Origin of the sequence: Pantoea sp. JK, assembly GCF_026130245.1 — a bacterium.
GTDB lineage: Bacteria > Pseudomonadota > Gammaproteobacteria > Enterobacterales > Enterobacteriaceae > Pantoea > Pantoea trifolii.
The window spans coordinates 200,880-221,622 of record NZ_JAINFN010000005.1 but is presented as its reverse complement, the minus strand read 5'-3'; the positions used below and the strand labels follow the sequence as shown (position 1 = coordinate 221,622).

Annotated in this window: 20 protein-coding genes; 7 read left to right on the top strand and 13 right to left on the bottom strand. The window is 54.8% G+C overall.

The genetic code is table 11. The features are described from left to right. Positions 1-25: 25 nt before the first annotated feature. On the bottom strand, positions 26-1,003 hold the full coding sequence (gene zipA / locus PanJK_RS13350; protein ID WP_265300338.1) for a cell division protein ZipA: 978 nt from the start codon (positions 1,001-1,003) through the stop codon (positions 26-28). A gap of 217 nt (positions 1,004-1,220) precedes the next feature. On the opposite strand from zipA, the gene cysZ reads away from it, so the two are divergent. From cysZ to crr, 5 genes are all read left to right on the top strand, one after another. Next, the gene (gene cysZ / locus PanJK_RS13345) at positions 1,221-1,979 is read left to right on the top strand and encodes a sulfate transporter CysZ (protein WP_265300336.1); all 759 of its coding nucleotides are present in this window, start codon (positions 1,221-1,223) and stop codon (positions 1,977-1,979) included. A gap of 140 nt (positions 1,980-2,119) precedes the next feature. Next, positions 2,120-3,091 (top strand): cysteine synthase A, encoded by a 972-nt coding sequence (cysK, locus tag PanJK_RS13340; protein ID WP_008107790.1) that lies wholly within the window; start codon positions 2,120-2,122, stop codon positions 3,089-3,091. Positions 3,092-3,479: 388 nt separating this feature from the next. Beyond that, positions 3,480-3,737, top strand: a complete 258-nt coding sequence (ptsH, locus tag PanJK_RS13335) for a phosphocarrier protein Hpr (protein ID WP_008107792.1) — start codon at positions 3,480-3,482, stop codon at positions 3,735-3,737. 157 nt (positions 3,738-3,894) lie between these two features. Next, positions 3,895-5,622, top strand: a complete 1,728-nt coding sequence (gene ptsI / locus PanJK_RS13330) for a phosphoenolpyruvate-protein phosphotransferase PtsI (RefSeq protein ID WP_008107802.1) — start codon at positions 3,895-3,897, stop codon at positions 5,620-5,622. 41 nt (positions 5,623-5,663) lie between these two features. Further along, the gene (gene crr / locus PanJK_RS13325) at positions 5,664-6,167 is read left to right on the top strand and encodes a PTS glucose transporter subunit IIA (protein ID WP_008107804.1); all 504 of its coding nucleotides are present in this window, start codon (positions 5,664-5,666) and stop codon (positions 6,165-6,167) included. Positions 6,168-6,381: 214 nt separating this feature from the next. Here crr and PanJK_RS13320 read toward each other — a convergent pair whose 3' ends face one another. From PanJK_RS13320 to PanJK_RS13270, 11 genes are all read right to left on the bottom strand, one after another. Next, positions 6,382-7,743, bottom strand: coding sequence for an ATP-binding protein (locus PanJK_RS13320; protein WP_265300333.1), 1,362 nt, complete (start codon positions 7,741-7,743; stop codon positions 6,382-6,384). Further along, a complete protein-coding gene (locus PanJK_RS13315) occupies positions 7,740-8,420 on the bottom strand; it encodes a response regulator transcription factor (protein WP_008107810.1) in 681 nt (226 codons plus the stop codon). Before PanJK_RS13315 ends, PanJK_RS13320 begins: the two co-directional genes overlap by 4 nt. Before the next feature lie 177 nt (positions 8,421-8,597). Beyond that, complete coding sequence (gene cysM, locus PanJK_RS13310) at positions 8,598-9,479, bottom strand: cysteine synthase CysM (RefSeq protein ID WP_008107811.1); 882 nt, start codon at positions 9,477-9,479, stop codon at positions 8,598-8,600. A 72-nt stretch (positions 9,480-9,551) separates the two neighbouring features. Then, positions 9,552-10,640, bottom strand: a complete 1,089-nt coding sequence (gene cysA / locus PanJK_RS13305; RefSeq protein ID WP_008107812.1) for a sulfate/thiosulfate ABC transporter ATP-binding protein CysA — start codon at positions 10,638-10,640, stop codon at positions 9,552-9,554. Then, a complete protein-coding gene (gene cysW, locus PanJK_RS13300) occupies positions 10,630-11,502 on the bottom strand; it encodes a sulfate/thiosulfate ABC transporter permease CysW (RefSeq protein ID WP_008107814.1) in 873 nt (290 codons plus the stop codon). The genes cysA and cysW overlap by 11 nt, the downstream gene beginning before the upstream one ends. Continuing rightward, positions 11,502-12,335, bottom strand: a complete 834-nt coding sequence (cysT, locus tag PanJK_RS13295; RefSeq protein ID WP_256697047.1) for a sulfate/thiosulfate ABC transporter permease CysT — start codon at positions 12,333-12,335, stop codon at positions 11,502-11,504. The genes cysW and cysT overlap by 1 nt, the downstream gene beginning before the upstream one ends. Further along, complete coding sequence (locus PanJK_RS13290; RefSeq protein ID WP_265300327.1) at positions 12,335-13,351, bottom strand: sulfate ABC transporter substrate-binding protein; 1,017 nt, start codon at positions 13,349-13,351, stop codon at positions 12,335-12,337. Before PanJK_RS13290 ends, cysT begins: the two co-directional genes overlap by 1 nt. 207 nt (positions 13,352-13,558) lie before the next feature. Further along, entirely contained in the window at positions 13,559-14,455 is an 897-nt protein-coding gene (locus tag PanJK_RS13285; RefSeq protein ID WP_265300325.1) for a Dyp-type peroxidase, read from the bottom strand. A gap of 102 nt (positions 14,456-14,557) precedes the next feature. Beyond that, complete coding sequence (locus PanJK_RS13280) at positions 14,558-15,178, bottom strand: RpoE-regulated lipoprotein (protein WP_265300321.1); 621 nt, start codon at positions 15,176-15,178, stop codon at positions 14,558-14,560. 63 nt (positions 15,179-15,241) lie between these two features. Beyond that, positions 15,242-15,700, bottom strand: coding sequence for a DUF2919 domain-containing protein (locus PanJK_RS13275; RefSeq protein ID WP_265300319.1), 459 nt, complete (start codon positions 15,698-15,700; stop codon positions 15,242-15,244). Next, positions 15,700-16,125, bottom strand: coding sequence for a GNAT family acetyltransferase (locus tag PanJK_RS13270; RefSeq protein ID WP_061717913.1), 426 nt, complete (start codon positions 16,123-16,125; stop codon positions 15,700-15,702). Before PanJK_RS13270 ends, PanJK_RS13275 begins: the two co-directional genes overlap by 1 nt. Positions 16,126-16,336: 211 nt before the next feature. Here PanJK_RS13270 and amiA point away from each other — a divergent pair, with 211 nt between their 5' ends. Beyond that, on the top strand, positions 16,337-17,194 hold the full coding sequence (gene amiA, locus PanJK_RS13265) for an N-acetylmuramoyl-L-alanine amidase AmiA (RefSeq protein ID WP_265300312.1): 858 nt from the start codon (positions 16,337-16,339) through the stop codon (positions 17,192-17,194). 48 nt (positions 17,195-17,242) lie between these two features. After that, positions 17,243-18,154, top strand: a complete 912-nt coding sequence (gene hemF, locus PanJK_RS13260) for an oxygen-dependent coproporphyrinogen oxidase (protein ID WP_265300310.1) — start codon at positions 17,243-17,245, stop codon at positions 18,152-18,154. Positions 18,155-18,193: 39 nt separating this feature from the next. Here hemF and maeB read toward each other — a convergent pair whose 3' ends face one another. After that, the gene (maeB, locus tag PanJK_RS13255) at positions 18,194-20,473 is read right to left on the bottom strand and encodes an NADP-dependent oxaloacetate-decarboxylating malate dehydrogenase (protein WP_265300308.1); all 2,280 of its coding nucleotides are present in this window, start codon (positions 20,471-20,473) and stop codon (positions 18,194-18,196) included. Positions 20,474-20,743: the final 270 nt, after the last annotated feature.

Sequence of the window (20,743 nt, the reverse complement as noted above, 5' to 3'; positions counted from 1 at the left end):
TTTGTTTTGACTCAGCTAGCGGCGATTAACCGATAACTTCGCGAATACGCGTTTTGTAGGTTTCCAGCTTCTGCGGCGTCATCATGCGACGCTCATCATCCAGCACCACGCCGCCCACATCATCAGCGATACGCTGCGCGGATTGCAGCATCAGTTTGAAGTTCTGATTCGCATCGCCGTACGACGGCACCATCATAAAGATGGAGATGCCAGGCGTTGAGAAATTGCCCATCTGATCCGGATCGAATGAACCCGGTTTCACCATGTTCGCCAGGCTAAACAGCACCGGTCCGCTGCCTGCTGGGCTAAGATGGCGATGGAAAATGTTCATCTCACCAAACTGGAATCCGGCCTGCAGAATACCCTGCAACAGCGCTTCACCGTTCAGTTCGCCGCCCGCGTGTGCAGCAACATGCAGCACTAATACCGCTTCTTTTTTACTGCCCGGCGCAGCCGCCGCTGGCTGTGGTGCTTCCGGTTGATGTGCAACTGGCGCTTCAGGTTCGAATTCTGGCTCTTCAGCTGTCAGGAATTCTGGCGCAGGCTGCGTCGCGGACAGCGGTTCGTTGTCCAGCAGTGGGTCGGCCTGCATCGGTTGTGGTGCAGGCGCTGGCGTAGGCTTCGCCACGAGCGCTTGCGGCGCCACTGGCTTACGCACTTCAGGTTCGTCATCCAACAAAGGATCGCCCAATAACGGGTCGGCCTGACGTGATGCCGGTTGACGCACAGGTTCAGGCGCACGCGGTGCGCTCGCTGGACGCGCAGTGAATTCAGGTTCTTCATCCGCATCACGATGACGACGTACACGGACTTCGCCGACGCCATCATCTTCTTCGCTCAGCAGATCTTCATCGGCTTCTTCGCGCTGTTTCAGACGTTTGTGCGGGCGATCACGAAACACGGAGGAGCGCTCTTTACGGCTGGTCCACAGTCCATGAAGTAGCAGCGCTATTATGGCGATCGCGCCAACAACGATTAATATCAGACGCAAATCCTGCATCATTGTATTCTCTGTTGTTCCAATACCTTGCCACCACGGCAAACTTTATCCTCTAACTGTATTTGCCCAGCTAAACAAGTGCAAGTCTGTGCAGTATTTTCTGACAAATTAGATAGCTGCCCCACGCTTTTTTGCTGTTTTTTCGCGCAAAGCAGGCCTGAAGCCGACAAAAAGCCAGGTTATGATGGTCGCGCCGCTATATTTAGGAGAAAGGCTCGCTATGCCCGCAGGAAATTCGGTCTCAACTTTTAATGGTGTTCACTATTTCGCTGAAGGATGGAAACTGGTGCGCCTGCCCGGAATTCGTCGCTACGTCATCATGCCACTACTGATCAACATCGTGCTGCTTGGCGGTGCCTTTATCTGGCTGTTTCAGCGCTTGGGCCAGTGGATCCCAGCGTTAATGTCACATATCCCCGACTGGTTGCAGTGGCTAAGTTATCTGCTGTGGCCGCTATCGGTGATTTCGATTGTGTTAGTGTTCAGTTACTTCTTTTCGACGCTGGCGAACCTGATTGCCGCGCCCTTCTGTGGCTTGCTCGCCGAACAGCTTGAAGGGCGATTGACCGGAACGCCACTGCCCGATAGTGGCTGGATGGCCATGGTTAAAGATGTACCGCGCATCATGAAGCGAGAGTTACAGAAGATTGGCTACTATTTGCCGCGTGCGCTTGGTTTGCTGTTGCTGCACTTCATCCCTGGATTTGGACAAACGGTGGCACCGGTTCTATGGTTTTTATTCAGTGCGTGGATGCTGTCCGTGCAGTATTGCGATTACCCCTTTGATAACCACAAAGTGAGTTTTCAGCAGATGCGTCAGGCGCTGCGCCAGCACAAAAGCGCCAATATGCAGTTTGGTGCGCTGGTGAGCCTGTTCACCATGATCCCGATTATCAATCTGGCGATTCTGCCAGTGGCGGTATGCGGAGCAACGGCCATGTGGGTCGATCGTTATTATGCACAACATGCGCGCCGCTAAAGCTTTAAAATGCCTTATGCATTTTTGCGTAAGGCTTATGGTTGTGCGCTATATAGATATGCGATTTCTTTCCTTCCGCACATCATTAGAACAGGTATGCTCTGAGGGTTCCCAATATTTCATACAGTTAAGGACGAGCTATGAGTAAGATCTATGAAGACAACTCTCTGACAATTGGTCATACGCCGCTGGTTCGACTGAACCGCATCGGTAACGGCCGCATTCTGGCTAAGGTCGAGTCGCGCAACCCGAGCTTCAGCATCAAATGCCGTATCGGTGCCAATATGATTTGGGACGCGGAAAAACGCGGTATTTTGAAGCCGGGCGTTGAACTGGTGGAACCCACCAGCGGTAATACCGGTATTGCGCTGGCTTACGTTGCCGCAGCGCGCGGTTACAAGCTGACGCTGACCATGCCAGAAACCATGTCTATTGAGCGCCGCAAGCTGCTGAAAGCGTTGGGTGCTAACCTGGTGCTGACCGAAGGTCCAAAAGGCATGAAAGGTGCCATCGCGAAGGCAGAAGAAATTGTCGCCAGCGATCCGGATAAATATGTGCTGCTACAGCAGTTCAGCAACCCCGCTAACCCGGAAATCCACGAAAAAACCACCGGCCCAGAAATCTGGGAAGATACCGACGGTGAAGTAGACGTATTCATCGCGGGTGTCGGCACCGGCGGCACGCTAACTGGCGTGAGCCGCTATATCAAGAACACTAAAGGCAAGAAAGAGTTGATTACCGTTGCCGTTGAGCCAACCGATTCACCGGTCATCGCTCAGGCGCTGGCGGGCGAAGAGATCAAACCGGGTCCACATAAAATTCAGGGCATTGGTGCCGGCTTCATTCCTGGCAACCTTGACCTGAAATTGATTGACCGCGTAATCGCCATCACCAACGAAGAAGCCATTAGCACCGCACGTCAGCTGATGGAAGAAGAAGGCATTCTGGCAGGTATCTCTTCAGGTGCTGCCGTTGCCGCTGCACTGAAGCTGCAAGAGGATGAAGCCTTCGCCAACAAGAACATCGTGGTGATCCTGCCCTCCTCCGGCGAACGCTATTTAAGTACCGCACTGTTTGCCGACCTCTTCACTGAGAAAGAACTGCAGCAGTGATGCTCAAAGTCTGAAACTGACGAAAAAAGCACCCGCACGGGTGCTTTTTTGTGGTGCAGATCTCACTTTTATCACCAGACAGATTGCTTTCAGTGACGCGGCTCTGGTATTTAAGCTTCCAATTATTTCGGTGCCTGAAATTAATCTGCCTTTGAAGTGGATCAAGCTGAATCGATTTACTGATTTGGCGAAACGGCGAATCACGGCATAATGAGAAGAGTGACGCATTCGTGCAGTTTTTGATCTGTCACTGTTAATGACGTACTCATTCAAGCGCATTTTATGGTGAGCTTAAAACCATACCAGCGCACCTACACAGGCTAAAGTTACGGCTCCAGGCTAGACTTTAGATCCATAACACCAAACCTGATAAAGTTGGGGAAATAGAATGTTCCAGCAAGAAGTTACCATTACCGCACCTAACGGCCTTCATACTCGTCCTGCAGCCCAGTTCGTTAAAGAAGCAAAGGCTTTCCAGTCAGAAATCACTGTGACCTCCAATGGCAAATCTGCCAGCGCGAAAAGCCTGTTCAAACTGCAGACTTTGGGTCTGACGCAAGGTACGGTTGTTACGCTGTCTGCCGAAGGTGAAGACGAGCAGAATGCGGTTGAGCACCTGGTCAAGCTGATGGCTGAGCTGGAGTAACCGGCTCAGTTCGCAACTAAACCGACCCCTTTGCCCCATTGAGTGCAAATATCTTGATCGCGGACAACCTGTCCGCGTTATTGCATCTTTAGAGTACTGCTCCGCGACAGTGGCGACGCATCGGGTCAATGAGCCATCGTGATTAAAAGGTAGGGTTATGATTTCAGGCATTTTAGCATCACCGGGTATCGCTTTCGGCAACGCACTTTTGCTGAAGGAAGATGAGATCGTCATTAGCCGTAAAAAAATTACTGACGATCAGGTTGAGCAGGAAGTTCAGCGCTTCCTCGATGGACGCAGCAAAGCTGCTTCACAGCTCGAAGCCATTCGCATTAAAGCCGGTGAAACCTTCGGTGAAGAGAAAGCGGCGATCTTTGAAGGTCACATCATGCTGCTCGAAGACGAAGAGCTTGAGCAGGAAATCATCGACCTCATCAAAAAAGACCACGCTACCGCTGACGCCGCCGCTCACACCGTGATTGAAGGCCAGGCCGTTGCCCTGGAAGAGCTGGATGACGAATACCTGAAAGAGCGTGCGGCTGACGTACGTGATATCGGTAAGCGTCTGCTGCAGAACATTCTTGGTCTGCACATTGTCGATCTGAGCGCGATTGCTGAAGAATCTATTCTGGTGGCGAAAGATTTAACGCCGTCAGAAACCGCACAGCTGAACCTGAAAAAGGTGCTGGGCTTTATCACCGATATTGGTGGACGTACCTCTCACACCTCTATCATGGCGCGTTCACTCGAGTTGCCTGCGATTGTCGGCACCGGTAATGTGACCACCACCGTGAAAAACGGTGATTTCCTGATTATTGATGGCGTGAACAACAAGATTTACGTCAATCCTTCAGAGCAGGAACTGGAAGAGCTGAAAGCGATCCAGACGCAATATCTGTCTGAGAAGCATGAACTGGCGAAACTGAAAGATCTGCCGGCCATTACGCTGGACGGCCATCAGGTTGAAGTCTGCGCTAACATCGGTACCGTGCGCGATGTCGCTGGTGCAGAGCGCAACGGCGCAGAAGGTGTTGGCTTGTATCGTACCGAGTTCCTGTTTATGGACCGCGATTCACTGCCAACTGAAGAAGAGCAGTTCCAGGCTTACAAAGCGGTTGCTGAAGCTGTGGGTTCGCAGGCGGTTATCGTGCGTACCATGGACATCGGCGGCGATAAAGATCTGCCTTACATGAACCTGCCAAAAGAAGACAACCCGTTCCTCGGCTGGCGCGCGATTCGTATCGCGATGGACCGCAAAGAGATTCTGCATGCGCAGCTGCGCGCGATTCTGCGTGCATCCTCTTTCGGTAAACTGCGCATCATGTTCCCAATGATCATTTCAGTAGAAGAAGTTCGCATTCTGAAAGGCGAGCTCGAGCTGCTGAAAGCGCAACTGCGCGAAGAAGGCAAATCCTTTGATGAGTCCATTGAAGTGGGCATCATGGTTGAAACGCCAGCATCCGCAGTGATTGCTCGCCACCTGGCGAAAGAAGTCGACTTCTTTAGTATTGGGACAAATGACCTGACGCAGTATACTCTGGCGGTCGATCGTGGTAATGATTTGATTTCACACCTCTACAACCCAATGACGCCGTCTGTTCTTGGCCTCATTAAGCAAGTGATCGACGCATCACATGCCGAAGGGAAATGGACCGGCATGTGTGGTGAGCTGGCTGGTGATGAACGTGCTACACTACTGTTACTGGGAATGGGGCTGGACGAATTCAGCATGAGCGCCATTTCAATCCCAAGCATCAAGAAAATCATTCGTAATACTAATTTCGAAGATGCGAAGGCATTGGCGGAGCAGGCTCTGGATCAACCAACAGCGGATGATTTGATGAATTTGGTCAACAAGTTCATTAAAGAAAAAACGCTCTGCTGATCCACGGACGCTAGCCTCAAATTACTGCTTAGGAGAAGATCATGGGTTTGTTTTCTAAACTTTTTGGCGAAAAATCAGAGAGCGCGTCAGGCACTATTGATATCGTTGCGCCTCTGTCAGGCGAAATCGTAAATATCGAAGACGTACCTGATGTGGTATTCGCTGAGAAAATCGTTGGTGACGGTATCGCAATCAAACCAACCGGCAACAAAATGGTTGCACCGGTTGATGGTACTATCGGCAAGATTTTCGAAACTAACCACGCATTTTCAATCGAGTCTGATAACGGCATCGAACTGTTTGTTCACTTCGGTATCGACACGGTTGAGCTCAAAGGTGAAGGTTTCAAACGCATCGCTGAAGAAGGCCAGAAGGTTAAGAAAGGCGACGTGGTGATCGAGTTTGATCTGGCACTGCTGGAAGAGAAAGCGAAATCCACGCTGACGCCGGTTGTAATCTCGAACATGGACGAGATTAAAGATCTGATCAAACTCTCCGGTCAGGTAACTGTGGGCGAGACTCCGGTTATCCGCATCAAGAAGTAAGCTTCGGCTGATTCGTGAGAATTGTAAAACGGCACCCAATGGGTGCCGTTTTTGTTTACTTAAAAATTAGAGTTCTGAATGCGCGAGGTGAGGTCAGGACGACGGGCCAGAGGAGTAAAGCGTCTCGCACCAGGGAAGGCGCGAGCCGAGGCCCAGGGACGGTTTATGCCGTCTTTACGATCTGCCCCGTCGTCCTGACCGACCACACCAAGCCTCATTCCGGCTTCCAGCGCGGCAACCTTAATGTCAGCTCCAGACCCCCTTCCGGGCGATTTACCGCCTGAACTTCACCGTGATGCGCCAAAATCACCTTACGCACAATTGATAGCCCCAAGCCATAGCCTTTGCCCATCAGCGGAGAATTCACGCGGACGAACGGATCAAAGATGCTCGAGAGCTTTTCATCGTCAACGCCCGGCCCTTGATCGCGCACGCTAATCGCCAGCCACTGATTCTCCGCCTGCAGGCGCACATTGATGTGCTGACCTTTATGCGAGAAACGCAGCGCATTGCGCAGCACATTCTCCACGCCACGGCGAATCAGCTCTGCATTGCCGTGCACGGTGTAATCCGCGTTCTCATCAACCTGAAAATCGACTTTCACGCCTGGAATTTGCGCCTCGTAGCGCACATCAGTCACTACCGCATGCAGCAGGCCGGTAAGGTCGAAATACTGTTCGCCCGGCATACTCTCGTGCTCAGCACGCGAAAGTGTCAGCAACTCACCAATCATCTTGTCGAGGCGTCGGGCCTCCTCATCAATACGATTGAGTGAGGATTCGACGGATTCTGGGGTCTGACGTGCTAAGCCGGTCGCCAACTGCAATCGCGCCAGCGGTGAACGTAGCTCGTGGGAGATATCATGCAGCAGCTCCTCACGCGCTTTCACCAGCGTATCGAGGCGCTCCACCATCGCATCAAAATCCTGCGCAACGTTTGACAGCTCGTCATGGCGTTTACGCATCACCGGATAGAGCCGCACCGACAAATCGCCGCTGGAGACACGCGCAAAGCCCTCGCGCAGCTGCCGCATCGGCCGCGTCAGGTTCCACGCCAGCAGCAGGCTAAACAGCAGCCCCAATGCACCAGCGAAAGTAAACATCGGTTCTGGGATATTCAGGATGCGACGCGGGCCGCCGCCGCCCATTGAGCTATCTTCACGCAGGCCTTTAACGTCATAACGCAACTCGTACTGTTTACCATCCTGCCCTTTCACCCAACGCACAATCACATTGGGAAAAGGCCCATGAAACGGTGCGCTAAAGGTTTCCGGTGGCGCATCGCCCGGCGTGGTAACGGGTTTATCGTGCTGAATGACGGAGAAAAACTGACGATCGTTCGGCTCCCAGTCCGCCATCATGTCATCCAGCGAGCTCAGCCCGCCGCGCTCCAGCACTGAGACGGCGGAAGCCATTTGCAGATTAACGATACGGCGAATCGCGACAATCTCGGGCGGCTCATGTCGATTACCGGAGAGCGTAAAGCCCAGCCACAACAGCTGGCTGATGATGACAAACACAATCCAGAAGCCGAGCAAAATCTTCCAGAACATGCGGCCGCGATAGCTGTGTTTCATCGAATGCGATAACCAATGCTGCGCACAGTTTCAATATTGACGCTGTCGGCGGTTAACGCAGCCAGCTTTTGACGGATGTTGCTGATATGCACATCAACGCTACGATCGTAAGCTTCGCGCGGACGGCCAAGGCCTTTTTCCGACAGCTCATCTTTCGATACCACGCGGTCCGGCGCACGCAGCAGCAGATCCAGCAGATTGAACTCAGAAGCCGTCAGGTCGAACGCTTTGCCCTGCCATTCGGTGATACGTGTGGCGGGATTGAGGCTCAGATCGCCCCAGCGCAGCAGCTCTTTCTTATCCGGCAGCGGAGTTTGATCTTCAAAGCGACGCAGCACGGCACGCAGACGTGCCACCAGTTCACGCGGGTAACACGGTTTCGGCATGTAATCATCCGCGCCCATTTCGAGGCCGATAACACGATCGATGTTGTCGCCTTTCGCCGTCAGCATAATCACCGGCAAACGGCTGTTCTGGCGCACCTGACGCAGCACATCGATACCGCTCATATCAGGCAGCATGATGTCGAGAATCATCGCGGTATAATTACCCGATAGCGCACCTTCAACACCGGCGCTTCCGGTTAAAACCAATTGCGTTTCGAAGCCTTCCGCAATCAGGTATTGGCTTAGCATGGTGCCAAGCTCTACATCATCATCAACCAGCAGGATTTTCATTTTTATCTCTCGTACAAAATTGCCGCTATTTTGTCCTGACTCCGCCGCGAACGCAGCCGGTTTTACGCGATCCTTACAGTGCTTACGCTAGACGATTATTAGGGGAACTATAGACAAAAATGGCCCAGTCATACTTTAAAGGTATGCATAGGCCAAATTAAATGCGGGGAAAATCGCTCAATGGAAAACGCCGGTGGAGAGATAGCGATCGCCACGATCGCAAACAATCGCTACCACCACGCTGCCTGGCTGCGCGGTTGCGATACGCAAGGCGCCCGCCACCGCGCCGCCAGAGCTAACGCCACAGAAAATCCCTTCACGCTGCGCCAGCGCGCGCATGGTCTCTTCCGCTTCGCGCTGCGCCATATCGATCACCTCATCCACCAGCTCCGGACGGAAAATACCGGGCAGATAGGCTTCGGGCCAGCGACGTATACCGGGAATGCTACTGCCCTCTTGCGGCTGCAGGCCAATCACCTGCACCGCAGGCGCGAACTCTTTCAGGTAACGTCCCACGCCGGTAATGGTGCCGGTAGTGCCCATGCTGGAGACAAAATGCGTCATGCGGCCAGCGGTTTGCTGCCAGATTTCCGGGCCGGTGGTGAGATAGTGTCCCAGCGGATTATCGGGATTGTTGAACTGATCCAGCACGCGCCCTTCACCACGATCAGCCATCGCCTGCGCCAAATCGCGCGCCCCTTCCATGCCTTGCTCGCGCGTTACCAGCAGCAATTCAGCACCGTAAGCACGCATCGCGTCCTGACGCTCCTGGCTCATGTTATCGGGCATCAACAGGCGCAGCTTGTAGCCTTTCATCGCAGCGATCATCGCCAGCGCAATGCCGGTATTGCCGCTGGTGGCTTCAATCAAGGTATCCCCCGGCTTGATATCACCGCGCAACTCCGCCTGATGAATCATCGACCAGGCCGCACGATCTTTCACGGAACCGGCTGGATTGTTGCCCTCCAGCTTTAGCCAGATCTCGCTGCCGTTATCAGGCGTCAGGCGCTGCAACTTAATCAACGGCGTATTGCCGATGGTATTTTCCAGTGTGGTCACGGTTTGATTCCAGACGAAAGAAGTGCAAATAAAACGGGCGGGAAAGTCCCGCCCGAAGGAGTGTCAAAAATATCAGGCGCTCTCGGCAAAGGCAACCGGGCGCAGCGGCGTAGTGCCATGGTAAATTCGCGCCTGTTGCAGGCCAACGAACAGGCGTTCACCGCGAATCGGTGCGTTATGGTCGCCATCAAACACCACCGAGAACACGTCGCCCTGCCAACCGCTCGGCTGCACTACCAACTGCCAGAAGTGGCCACGCGGACTGATCTCCAGCACTTGCACCGGCAAAGGCGTTTCCAGACTGCTCTGGCGTGAAATATCGATTTCCCACGGACGCAAAAACAGCTCAACTTCGCCCTGATGCGCTGGCGTATAGCCCAGCGGCCAGCGATGCGCGGCAACATGGAACTGCGAGCCGTGCACTTCGCCTGCAAAGCGATTCACTTCACCGAGGAATTCGAGCACAAAGCGCGTCGCCGGGTCGCGCCACACGTCATCTGGTGTGCCAACCTGTTCGATGTTGCCCTGGCTCATCACCACCACGGTGTCCGCGACTTCCATCGCTTCTTCCTGATCGTGGGTGACGAACACGCTGGTGAATTTCAACTCTTCATGCAGCTGACGCAGCCAGCGACGCAGCTCTTTACGCACCTGCGCATCAAGCGCGCCAAACGGCTCATCCAGTAGCAAAATTTGCGGTTCTACCGCCAAGGCACGCGCCAGCGCCACACGCTGTTTCTGTCCACCAGACAACTGGGCCGGGAAGCGATTACCGAGATGGGAAAGTTGTACCATCTCAAGCAGACGCGTAACGCGCTGTTTGATTTCAGCAGCGCTCGGACGTTCGCGACGTGGCAGCACCGTCAGGCCAAAGGCGATGTTGTCGAACACCGTCATGTGGCGGAACAGCGCGTAATGCTGGAAAACGAAGCCCACCTGACGATCGCGCGCATGGATGCGACTGACGTCTTTGCCATTGAAATGGATTTGTCCGCTGTTCTGATGTTCCAGCCCAGCGATGATACGCAGCAGCGTTGTTTTACCGGAGCCGGACGGCCCCAGCAGCCCCACCATCTTGCCGGAAGGAATATCCAGAGAGATGTCGTTCAGTACCGACGTGCGGTCAAACGATTTGTTGATTTGTTTAATCTCAATGCTCATGATTTTCCTCCTGTAGGCGCTTCTGCTGATGCTCTAATCGCCACTGCACCACGCTTTTCAGAAACAGCGTTACAATTGCCATCAGGGTCAGCAGCGCGGCGGCGGTAAAGGCGCCCACGGTGTTGTAATCCTGATGCAGTAATTCAACCTGAAGCGGCAAGGTATAGGTTTCGCCGCGAATCGATCCCGAAACCACCGAGACCGCACCAAATTCACCAATCGCTCGTGCGTTGGTCAGAACCACGCCGTACATCAGCGCCCAGCGGATATTTGGCAGCGTCACGCGGCGGAACATCTGCCAGCCGGATGCGCCCAGCAGCACCGCTGCTTCATCTTCGTGGCTACCCTGGCTCAGCATCACCGGCACCAACTCACGCACCACAAACGGACAGGTAACGAAGATGGTGGCCAACACCATGCCCGGCCAGGAGAACATAATCTGAATGTTGTGCGCATCCAGCCAGCCACCGGCAGGACCGTTGACGCCCCAGAACAGCAGATACATCAAACCGGCAACCACCGGCGACACCGCAAACGGGATATCAAACAGCGTCAACAGCAGCTGGCGACCAGGGAAAGTAAAGCGCGTTACCAGCCACGCCAGCAGCGTACCGAACACCATATTGACCGGCACGGTAATCAGCGCCACTAACAGGGTCAGCCAGATGGCGTGCAGCATGTCACCATCTTTCAGGTTATTCAGCGAGGCAACCAAACCCTGGTTGAGCGCTTCCCAGAAGATGGAAACCATCGGCACCACCAGCAGCAGGATGGAAACCAGCGCGCCGATACCAATCAGCAGCCACTTACCCCAGTTGATTGGCTGGCGGTCAGCGTGATTGATGTGTGAAATTTCCGCCATCAGTGGCCTCCTAAGCGACGGCCAAAGCGGCTCTGCAAGGTGTTAATCGCGAACAGCAGCAATAAGGAAGCGGCCATGATCACTGACGCGATGGCGCTCGCCGCCGGATAATCAAACTCCTGCAGACGCACGAAAATCATCAGCGAAGTCACTTCGGTTTTCCACGCGATGTTACCGGCGATAAAGATCACTGCGCCGAACTCACCGATACTGCGGGTAAACGACAGCGCGGTACCGGCCAGCAACGCCGGTGCCACTTCTGGCAGCACCACGCGACGGAAGCTCTGCCAGCGCGTAGCGCCGAGGGTTTCCGCTGCTTCTTCATATTCCGGACCTAACTCTTCCAGCACCGGCTGCACGGTACGCACCACAAACGGGATGCTGGTAAAGGCCATCGCCACGGCAATACCGAGCCAGGTATAAGAGACTTTGATATCAAAATGCGCCAGCCATTGGCCGTACCAGCCGTTGACCGAAAACAGGCCTGCCAGCGTTAAGCCCGCCACCGCAGTTGGCAGCGCAAACGGCAGATCCATCAAACCATCAAGCAGCGTACGTCCGGGGAAGCGATAGCGGGTCAAAATCCACGCCATCAGCATGCCGAATACCGCATTGAACAGCGAAGCCACGCCCGCTGCCAGAATCGTCACTTTGTACGCAGCAACCAGCTGTGGATGAGTGATTACATCCCAGTATTGCGCCAGCGTCATCTGCGACAATTGCATCAGCAGCGCGCTGATCGGCAGCAGCAGAATCAGGCAGGTGAAGAGTAAGCTGGTGCCGAGGCTCAATCCAAAGCCGGGCAAGACACGTTTTTGAGCGAGCGCAAACATTAACCGCGCCCCGCTGCCAGTAGTTTGTCCAGCTCACCGCCACTGGCGAAATGGATTTTCATCACGTTGTCCCAGCCGCCAAAGGCATCTTTGACGTTGAACAGTTCAGTCTGCGGGAAGCGATCTTTCTGCTCCGCCATCAACTGCGCATTGTTCACGCGATAGTAGTAACTGGTGATAATTTTCTGCGCTTCAGGCGTGTAGAGATAATTCAGATAGGCTTTGGCCGCGTCGGTGGTGCCGTTGTGCTCGACATTTTTGTCGACCCACGCCACCGGGAACTCCGCCAGAATATTGGTTTTCGGCACGATCACGTCGTACTGGTCTTTGCCGTACTGATTACGGATGTTATTCACTTCCGATTCAAAGCTGATCAGCACATCGCCGAGGCCGCGCTCGGCAAACGTAGTGGTAGCGCCGCGACCGCCGGTATCAAACACTTCAACGTTCTTGAGGAACTTCGCCATATAAGCTTCAGTTTTAGCTTTATTGTTGCCATCGGCCTGATCGGCAGCGCCCCACGCGGCGAGATAGGTATAACGCCCGTTACCGGACGTTTTTGGATTTGGGAAAATCAGCTTCACGTTATCGCGCGCCAGATCGGCCCAGCTGTGAATCTGCTTTGGATTACCCTTACGCACCAGAAACGCCATGGTGGAGTAAAACGGTGAGCTGCTGTTTGGCAGACGCTGTTGCCAGTCAGCGGGAATCAGTTGGCCTTTGTCATGCAGCACCTGCACATCGGTAACCTGATTGTAAGTCACCACATCGGCGCGCAGACCTTGCAGAATCGCCAACGCCTGCTTCGAAGAACCGGCGTGCGACTGCTTGATGGTCAGCTTGTCATTGGGATGCGCAGCGTCCCACTGCTTTTCAAATGGTGCATTCAGGGCAACAAACAGTTCGCGCGAAACGTCGTAGGAGCTATTCAGCAACTCGGTTGCTTGCGCCGCACTGGCTAAAGCACACGACAGCGCGATACCGCCAAGCCATTTTTTCGAAATCGGAAGTGTCATGCTGCACCCTGAAAGACGGCAGTTAAGCCAATGCCATTAGATGCTGTCAGTGTATTTATAACTCAGGGGAAAGCTGTAACGGTTTTATATATCGTTTAGGGATTTCAAAGTCTAAAAAGGCATAAGACGGCGGGAGAGTTTATGCGGTGAGTGGGATTAAAGTGTGCGGCGTTTCGTAGGGTCGCCATTTATGGCGACCTCGCTTAATTACAGCGCTGTAAGCACATCCAGCGACGGCGCAAAAAAGTAGCTTCCACTCACCGGTTTAGTGAAGCGCAACATCGCGTCCATTTTTCCGTCGCGCTCGCCAAACATACTCAGCAGCTGCTGCTCAATATTGTAGAGACGATGACAGTAAGAAATGAAAAAGAGGCCATGCGTACCGCTGGCGCTGCCGTACGGCAGGCTTTGGCGCAGAATCTTCAGCCCTTTGCCCTCCTCTTTCAGATCGACACGGCTGAGATGCGACGTCGCAGGACGTCGATCGCCTGGCAGCTCTTCATCCGTCTCTTTGGTACGACCAATAATCGCTTCCTGCTTCTCTACTGCCATACGATTCCACAGCTTGAGGTTATGCTCCCAGCGTTGGGTAAACACATAGCTGCCGCCCGCATCGGGGCCTGCGCTGATAATCGCCACATCCTTGCGCGCTTCGCCCTGCGGGTTTTCCGTGCCATCGACGAAGCCCGACAAATCGCGGTCTTCAATCCAGCGGAAACCGTGCGTCTCTTCTTCGATATTGACGGCAGCAGCAAAGGCGCTGAGTGCGGCCTGAGCGAGCGCGAAGTTCACGTCATGTCGTTGAGATTGAATATGGATCAGCAAATCGCGCTGCGTGGCCGGCGCAATGCCGTTACCGAGCGCGGCGAAAGCTTTGAGTTCAGGTGCGGAAGCATTGCCTTGCAGATCGCGCCACAGCGCATCGCCAAAGGCGATCACCGCGCCCAATCCGGCATCACTGAATTTAGTTTGCAGCGCTTCAAGCTGCTGCAGGAAGGATTTGCTGCCCTGGCGCAGCGCGTCAAGATCGCCCGTGACGCGGGCTTCGAGCCAAATGGCGAAACGGCGGTGTTCCAACAGGATCCCGCTCTGAAACTGAGACATTGCACTGCTCTCCGGCATGAAAGTTAGACGATGTTTTTTTCGCCCGTATCATACCGGAAAGCCACACTCTTTGAGCGGGTGTTTAAGCAAGTTTTATCTTGTTTAACGCTGCCAGACAATCTTGCTGATTTTCCAGCTTTTCAGGGTATCGTCCGACGGCATCAAGCCTTCCGGACCATGCCATTCTCCGCTATAGATGTAGGAGATGTGCTGACTACCCGGCGCACGGCACTCAACATTACGTGCATCGAGACCGGTGACCATTTTGCAGTTATTAAAGGCTTTGCTGAACTTCGCGCTGAACAGATCGCCGATCTTGCTGCCGTCCGCCGCTTTGGCATCGGCATCCTGCACTTCAATGCGCTCAACGCTGGTGCTGCCGTTAATCACCAATTTAACCTTGTCGCCATCCAGCGCCTGCCAGAAATCCACCACCTGACCATTCTGCGTGCGCATGCCCTGACGCAATTTGTAATCGCCGTTCAGCGCTTTATTAATGGCGTCTTCCGACATTGAGGTGGTGCTCGTCAGGCCCGCAACGCCTTGCTCGGTGACCTCCAGCGATCCACCAAACCAGCCGAGCGGATTGAGCGCCGACCAGTGATAGCTCAGCGGATTGTACCAATGGCTTTCGCTATCGCTCGCGCTGCCAGATGAACCCGAACTGGCGCAGCCGGCCAAAACCATGCTGCTAACCAGCAGTGCGTGACGAACAACTTTCATGAAAACTCCTTGATCTGCTAAGCCGATTGGCGTGCCTGTTGGAGTCGCAAACCGGCAAAAAGTTTATTCGATGTGCTGATGTTCCGGCAGAAAGCAGTCGCGCAGGCGCGGTTGCGTTTGCAGCCAGAACAGCGCCAGCAGGTCAAACAGCGTCAATAACAGCAGCGGCGAGTCGGGAAAGGCGCCTTGCAGCAGGCTGGAACCTTGCCACAGCAGGCTGATAAGTAGCGATGCGCTCAATACATGACGCCAGCGTTGCCACAGGCGCGGCCAGCGCTGGCGATAGCCGGTCAGTAACAAGCCAATCGCCGCCGGAATGCCTAACGCCAGTCCCAGCCAAAAGCTTTGACGATCGGGATAGAACAGCGCCAGCAAATCATTGCCCTGCTGACGCGATGCGCCCGCCATCACCAATAGCAGCCAGGTGCGCGCCTGCAATAACAGGATCAGCCAGAAAAGAAATGGCAGCCGCAGCTGCCCTTTCGCATCGTACTCTTCGGGAAGGTATTTCAAACCGACCATTAATACTCGCGATCTTCAATCAAACGCTTGCCCAGCAGCAGCGAATCCACCGGCTCGTACTCAAGCTTTTCATAGAACGCCACCACCTGATCGTTCTCTTCGCGCACCATCAAATTGATTTTTGGGCAACCGCGCGCAATCAGCTTCTTCTCGAGACGATTCATCAACGCATTAGCAAAGCCACGCCCCTGATAATCAGGATGCACCGCAAGATAGTAAACGGAGCCGCGATGGCCGTCGTAGCCGCCCATCACCGTACCGACCACTTCGCCACCGACTTCCGCAACCAGAAACAGTTCCGCGTCGTGGTTCATTTTGCGTTCGATGTCCAGCTCGGGATCGTTCCATGGGCGTAACAAATCGCAACGCTCCCAGAGCGTGATCACTTCTTCAAAATCTTCCTGGCGGAAAGAACGGATTTCCATCGACGTTACCCTGCTGTTAGGCACAATTCGCTGATTATCACGCATTCTTTGCCAGGCGCAACCCTCACGCGTGACAACGGGGCAAAAAAAGCGCGACATCGCTGTTAGTCAGTTGCAATAGAAAGTAAACACTTGAAATAGTTACGAGGTCGCCGCCTGACAATTGTTACGCTATAACACTGGGCAGGATTTACCTGCCATGGACCCGTAAATGAAGAAGATTTCACTGCTTAAGCGCCTTACCAATCGTCGCCAACTGATACTTTCCGGTTTAGCGCTGGCGGTGTTGTCACCGCGCGCGGTACAGGCCAAAGAACAAAACAGCGATTTGCGCGTCAGTCCGCGTCATACGCCACCGAAACCCGCCAGCAACGGCAAACGCATCGTGATGATTGATCCTGGCCACGGCGGCATCGATTCCGGCGCTGTCGGCGAAGAGGGTTCGGAAGAGAAACACATCGTGCTGGCGATCGCTAACACCGTGAAGACGCTGCTGCATTCGCATCCGCGCATCGAAGTGCGCCTGACGCGCGACAGCGACCACTTTATTCCGCTCTATCAGCGCGTCGAAATTGCCCATCAGCACGGCGCTAACCTGTTTATGTCGATTCACGCCGACGGCTACACCAGCCCCGATGCGAACGGCGCATCGGTGTTTGCCCTTTCCAATCGCGGTGCCAGCAGCGCGATGGCGCGTTACCTGTCACAGCGTGAAAACGACGCCGACAAAGTGGGCGGCGCCGAGGTGCAGGATAAAGATCATTACCTCAACCAGATTCTGTTCGATCTGGTGCAGACCGATACCATCCGCAACAGCCTGACGCTGGGTAAACACGTGCTCGATCAGATTCGCCCGGTGCATCATCTGCACAGCCAGCACACCGAACAAGCCGCGTTTGCGGTGCTGAAATCGCCGTCAATTCCGTCGGTGCTGGTGGAAACCTCTTTCATTACCAATCCGCGTGAGGAACAATTGCTCGGCACGCAGGCGTTCCGCCAGAAAATTGCCAGCGCCATTGCCGACGGCATTGCCCGCTACTTCGATGAGGTTGATCGTCGCGAAGCATAGCCTTTATCCTGTGGTAGAATCGCGGCAAATTTCCGGAACGAGTGACTGATGAGCAATCCCGATATTTCCCGCGTCAAAGCCTTTTTGCTGGCGCTGCAAGATGATATTTGCGCCCAATTAGCGGCGGAAGATGGCAAGGCGAGCTTTGCCGAAGATGAGTGGCAGCGTCCCGGCGGCGGCGGCGGACGCAGTCGCGTCTTGCGTGATGGCGCGGTATTTGAACAAGCTGGCGTTAACTTCTCGCACGTACACGGCGATCAAATGCCCGCATCCGCTACCGCACATCGTCCCGAACTGGCTGGCCGCAGCTTTGAAGCGATGGGCGTGTCGCTGGTGGTGCATCCATCCAATCCTTACGTACCAACCAGCCACGCCAACGTGCGCTTCTTTATTGCGGAAAAACCGGGTGCCGATCCGGTGTGGTGGTTTGGCGGCGGTTTCGATCTCACGCCCTATTACGGCTTCGAAGAGGATGCGCTGCACTGGCATCAAACCGCACACGATCTCTGCCAGCCGTTTGGTGAAGAGGTTTATCCGCGTTACAAAAAGTGGTGCGATGATTACTTCTATCTCAAGCATCGCGACGAGCAGCGCGGCATCGGCGGCCTGTTCTATGACGATCTGAACACGCCCGATTTCGATTACTGCTTCGATTTCATGCAGGCGGTCGGCAACGGTTTCGCCGCTGCCTATCTGCCGATTGTGGCGAAGCGCAAAGCGCTGCCGTGGGGCGATCGCGAGCGCCAGTTCCAGCTTTACCGTCGTGGTCGCTACGTCGAGTTCAATCTGGTGTGGGATCGCGGCACGCTGTTTGGCCTGCAAACCGGCGGCCGCACCGAATCGATTTTGATGTCGATGCCACCGCTGGTGCGCTGGGAATACGATTATCAGCCAGAAGCCGATTCCCCCGAAGCCGCCTTGTACCGCGATTTCCTGCCAGTCAAAGATTGGCTGAAATAACCCGTAGGGTCGCCATTCATGGCGACCTTTTTGATAGTTTTATAACGGTTCGGTCTGCGCCTCCACCACCGCTAACGCCACCATATTTACAATGCGCCGCACCGATGCGATGCGCGTCAGCACGTGCACCGGTTTGCTGATCCCCATCAGCACCGGTCCCACCGTGACACCTTCGGAGCAGGAGACGCGCAGCAGGTTATAGCTGATACGCGCCGCTTCGACGTTCGGCATAATCAGCAAATTTGCGGTGCCTTTCAGCGGGCTATCTGGCATCAATTCGCGGCGAATGCTCTCAACCAGCGCCGCGTCGCCGTGCATCTCGCCGTCAATTTCCAGTTCCGGCGCGCGTTGCTGAATCAGCGCCAGCACGTCGCGCATTTTGCGCGCGCCCGGCGCATTTGAGGTGCCAAAGCTGGAATGCGACAGCAGCGCCACGCGCGGTTCAATGCCGAAGCGTCGCACCGTTTCCGCCGCCAGCAGCGTGATATCCGCGAGCTGCTCGGCGCTGGGATCTTCATTAACGTAGGTGTCAGCAATAAAGGTGTTGCCGCTCGGCAGCAGCAGCGCATTCATCGCGCCCGCCACCTTCACGTCCTCGCGTAGCCCAAACACTTTCTCCACCACGTCGTAATGTTCCTGATAATCGCCGATGGTGCCGCAGATCAGCGCGTCAGCCTCGCCGCGATGCACCATGATTGCGCCAATCAACGTAGGATTGCCGATCACCGCGCGTTGGGCGGTTTCCGGCGTCACGCCACGCCGTTTCATGATCTGGTAATACTCGTTCCAGTACTCTTTGAAACGCGGATCGGACTCGTTATTAACGATCTCAAAATCTTTGCCGGCCTCGATCTTCAACCCCTGCTTTTGCAGACGCATGGCGATGACGTTCGGGCGACCAATCAGAATCGGTTTCGCCAGGCCCAGTGTTACCAGTTCCTGCGTGGCATGCAGCACGCGCACCTCTTCGCCTTCGGCCAGCACCACGCGTTTGGGATCTTTGCGCGCCTGCGAGAAGATCGGCTTCATAAACAGGTTAGTTTTGTAGACGAACTCGGTAAGCTGCTCACGATAGGAATCAAAATCTTCTATTGGTCGCGTGGCGACGCCCGATTCCATCGCCGCTTTGGCTACCGCTGGCGCGATCTGCACAATCAAACGCGGATCGAAAGGTTTCGGGATCAGGTATTCCGGGCCGAAACTCAGGTCCTGATCGTCATACGCCGACGCCACCACATCGCTCTGTTCCGCCTGCGCCAGCGCCGCAATCGCGTGTACCGCCGCCAGCTTCATCTCTTCATTGATCGCCGTGGCACCCACATCCAGCGCACCACGAAAAATAAACGGGAAGCACAGCACGTTGTTCACCTGATTGGGGAAATCAGAGCGACCGGTGCAGATAATCGCGTCGGGCCGCACCTGTTTCGCCAGCGGCGGCATGATTTCCGGTTCGGGATTGGCTAGCGCCAGAATCAGCGGATCCTGCGCCATCTTCTGCACCATTTCCGGCGTTAAAGCTTTGGGACCAGAACAACCGAGGAAGATATCTGCGCCGCCAATCACCTCATCCAGCGTGCGTGCGCCGCTGTCGGCTACCGCGTACGCGGCTTTGGTCGGCGTCATATTCGGCTCGCGATCGCGATAGATCACGCCTTTGGAATCGCAAACCACAATGTTGTGCTGCTGCATGCCGAGCGCCACCAGCAGATTCAGGCAGGCAATCGCCGAAGCACCCGCGCCGGAGACCACCAGCCGCACATCGCTGATGGCTTTTTTGACGATGGTTAAGCCGTTGAGTACCGCGGCAGTACAGATGATCGCCGTGCCGTGCTGATCGTCGTGGAACACCGGAATCTGCATCCGCTCACGCAGCTGTTGCTCAATATAGAAGCACTCGGGCGCTTTGATATCTTCCAGGTTGATGCCACCAAAAGTGGGTTCCAGCGCGGCAATCACCTCAATCAACTTATCGGGATCGCGCTCATCGATTTCGATATCAAATACGTCAATGCCAGCGAACTTTTTAAACAGCACGCCCTTGCCTTCCATCACCGGCTTACTCGCCAGCGCGCCAATATTGCCCAATCCCAGCACCGCCGTACCGTTGGAGATCACCGCCACCAGATTGCCACGCGCGGTGTATTTGCGTGCCGCCAGCGGATCGGCGGCAATTTCCAGACAAGGCGCGGCGACGCCGGGCGAATAGGCCAGCGCCAGATCGCGCTGTGTGGCTAACGGTTTGGTGGGTGAAACCTGAATTTTTCCGGGCGTGGGGAATTGGTGAAAATCGAGCGCGCTTTGCTTAAGTTGATCGTCCATTGGGCATCCTTTGGCACCGCTAAATGAGCCATCAGTATAGGAATTTGCGGCACACAAGAGGGTGAAGGCGCTCAAAGAACGCACAGTACAAAGGGCACGGATTGCTACCGCTGCGCCTGCGGCTTTGTCACAGCCTGCTATCCTTATTGATGGCAAAACGCGTGGCTGAAGCGTTTCAGAGAAAACGCATTTTCTTCGTGAAACGTCTGTAGCACTGTGTTGGACCGGACTATAACAGGAATGGGCACCACAGATTTGCCCACAAATTTG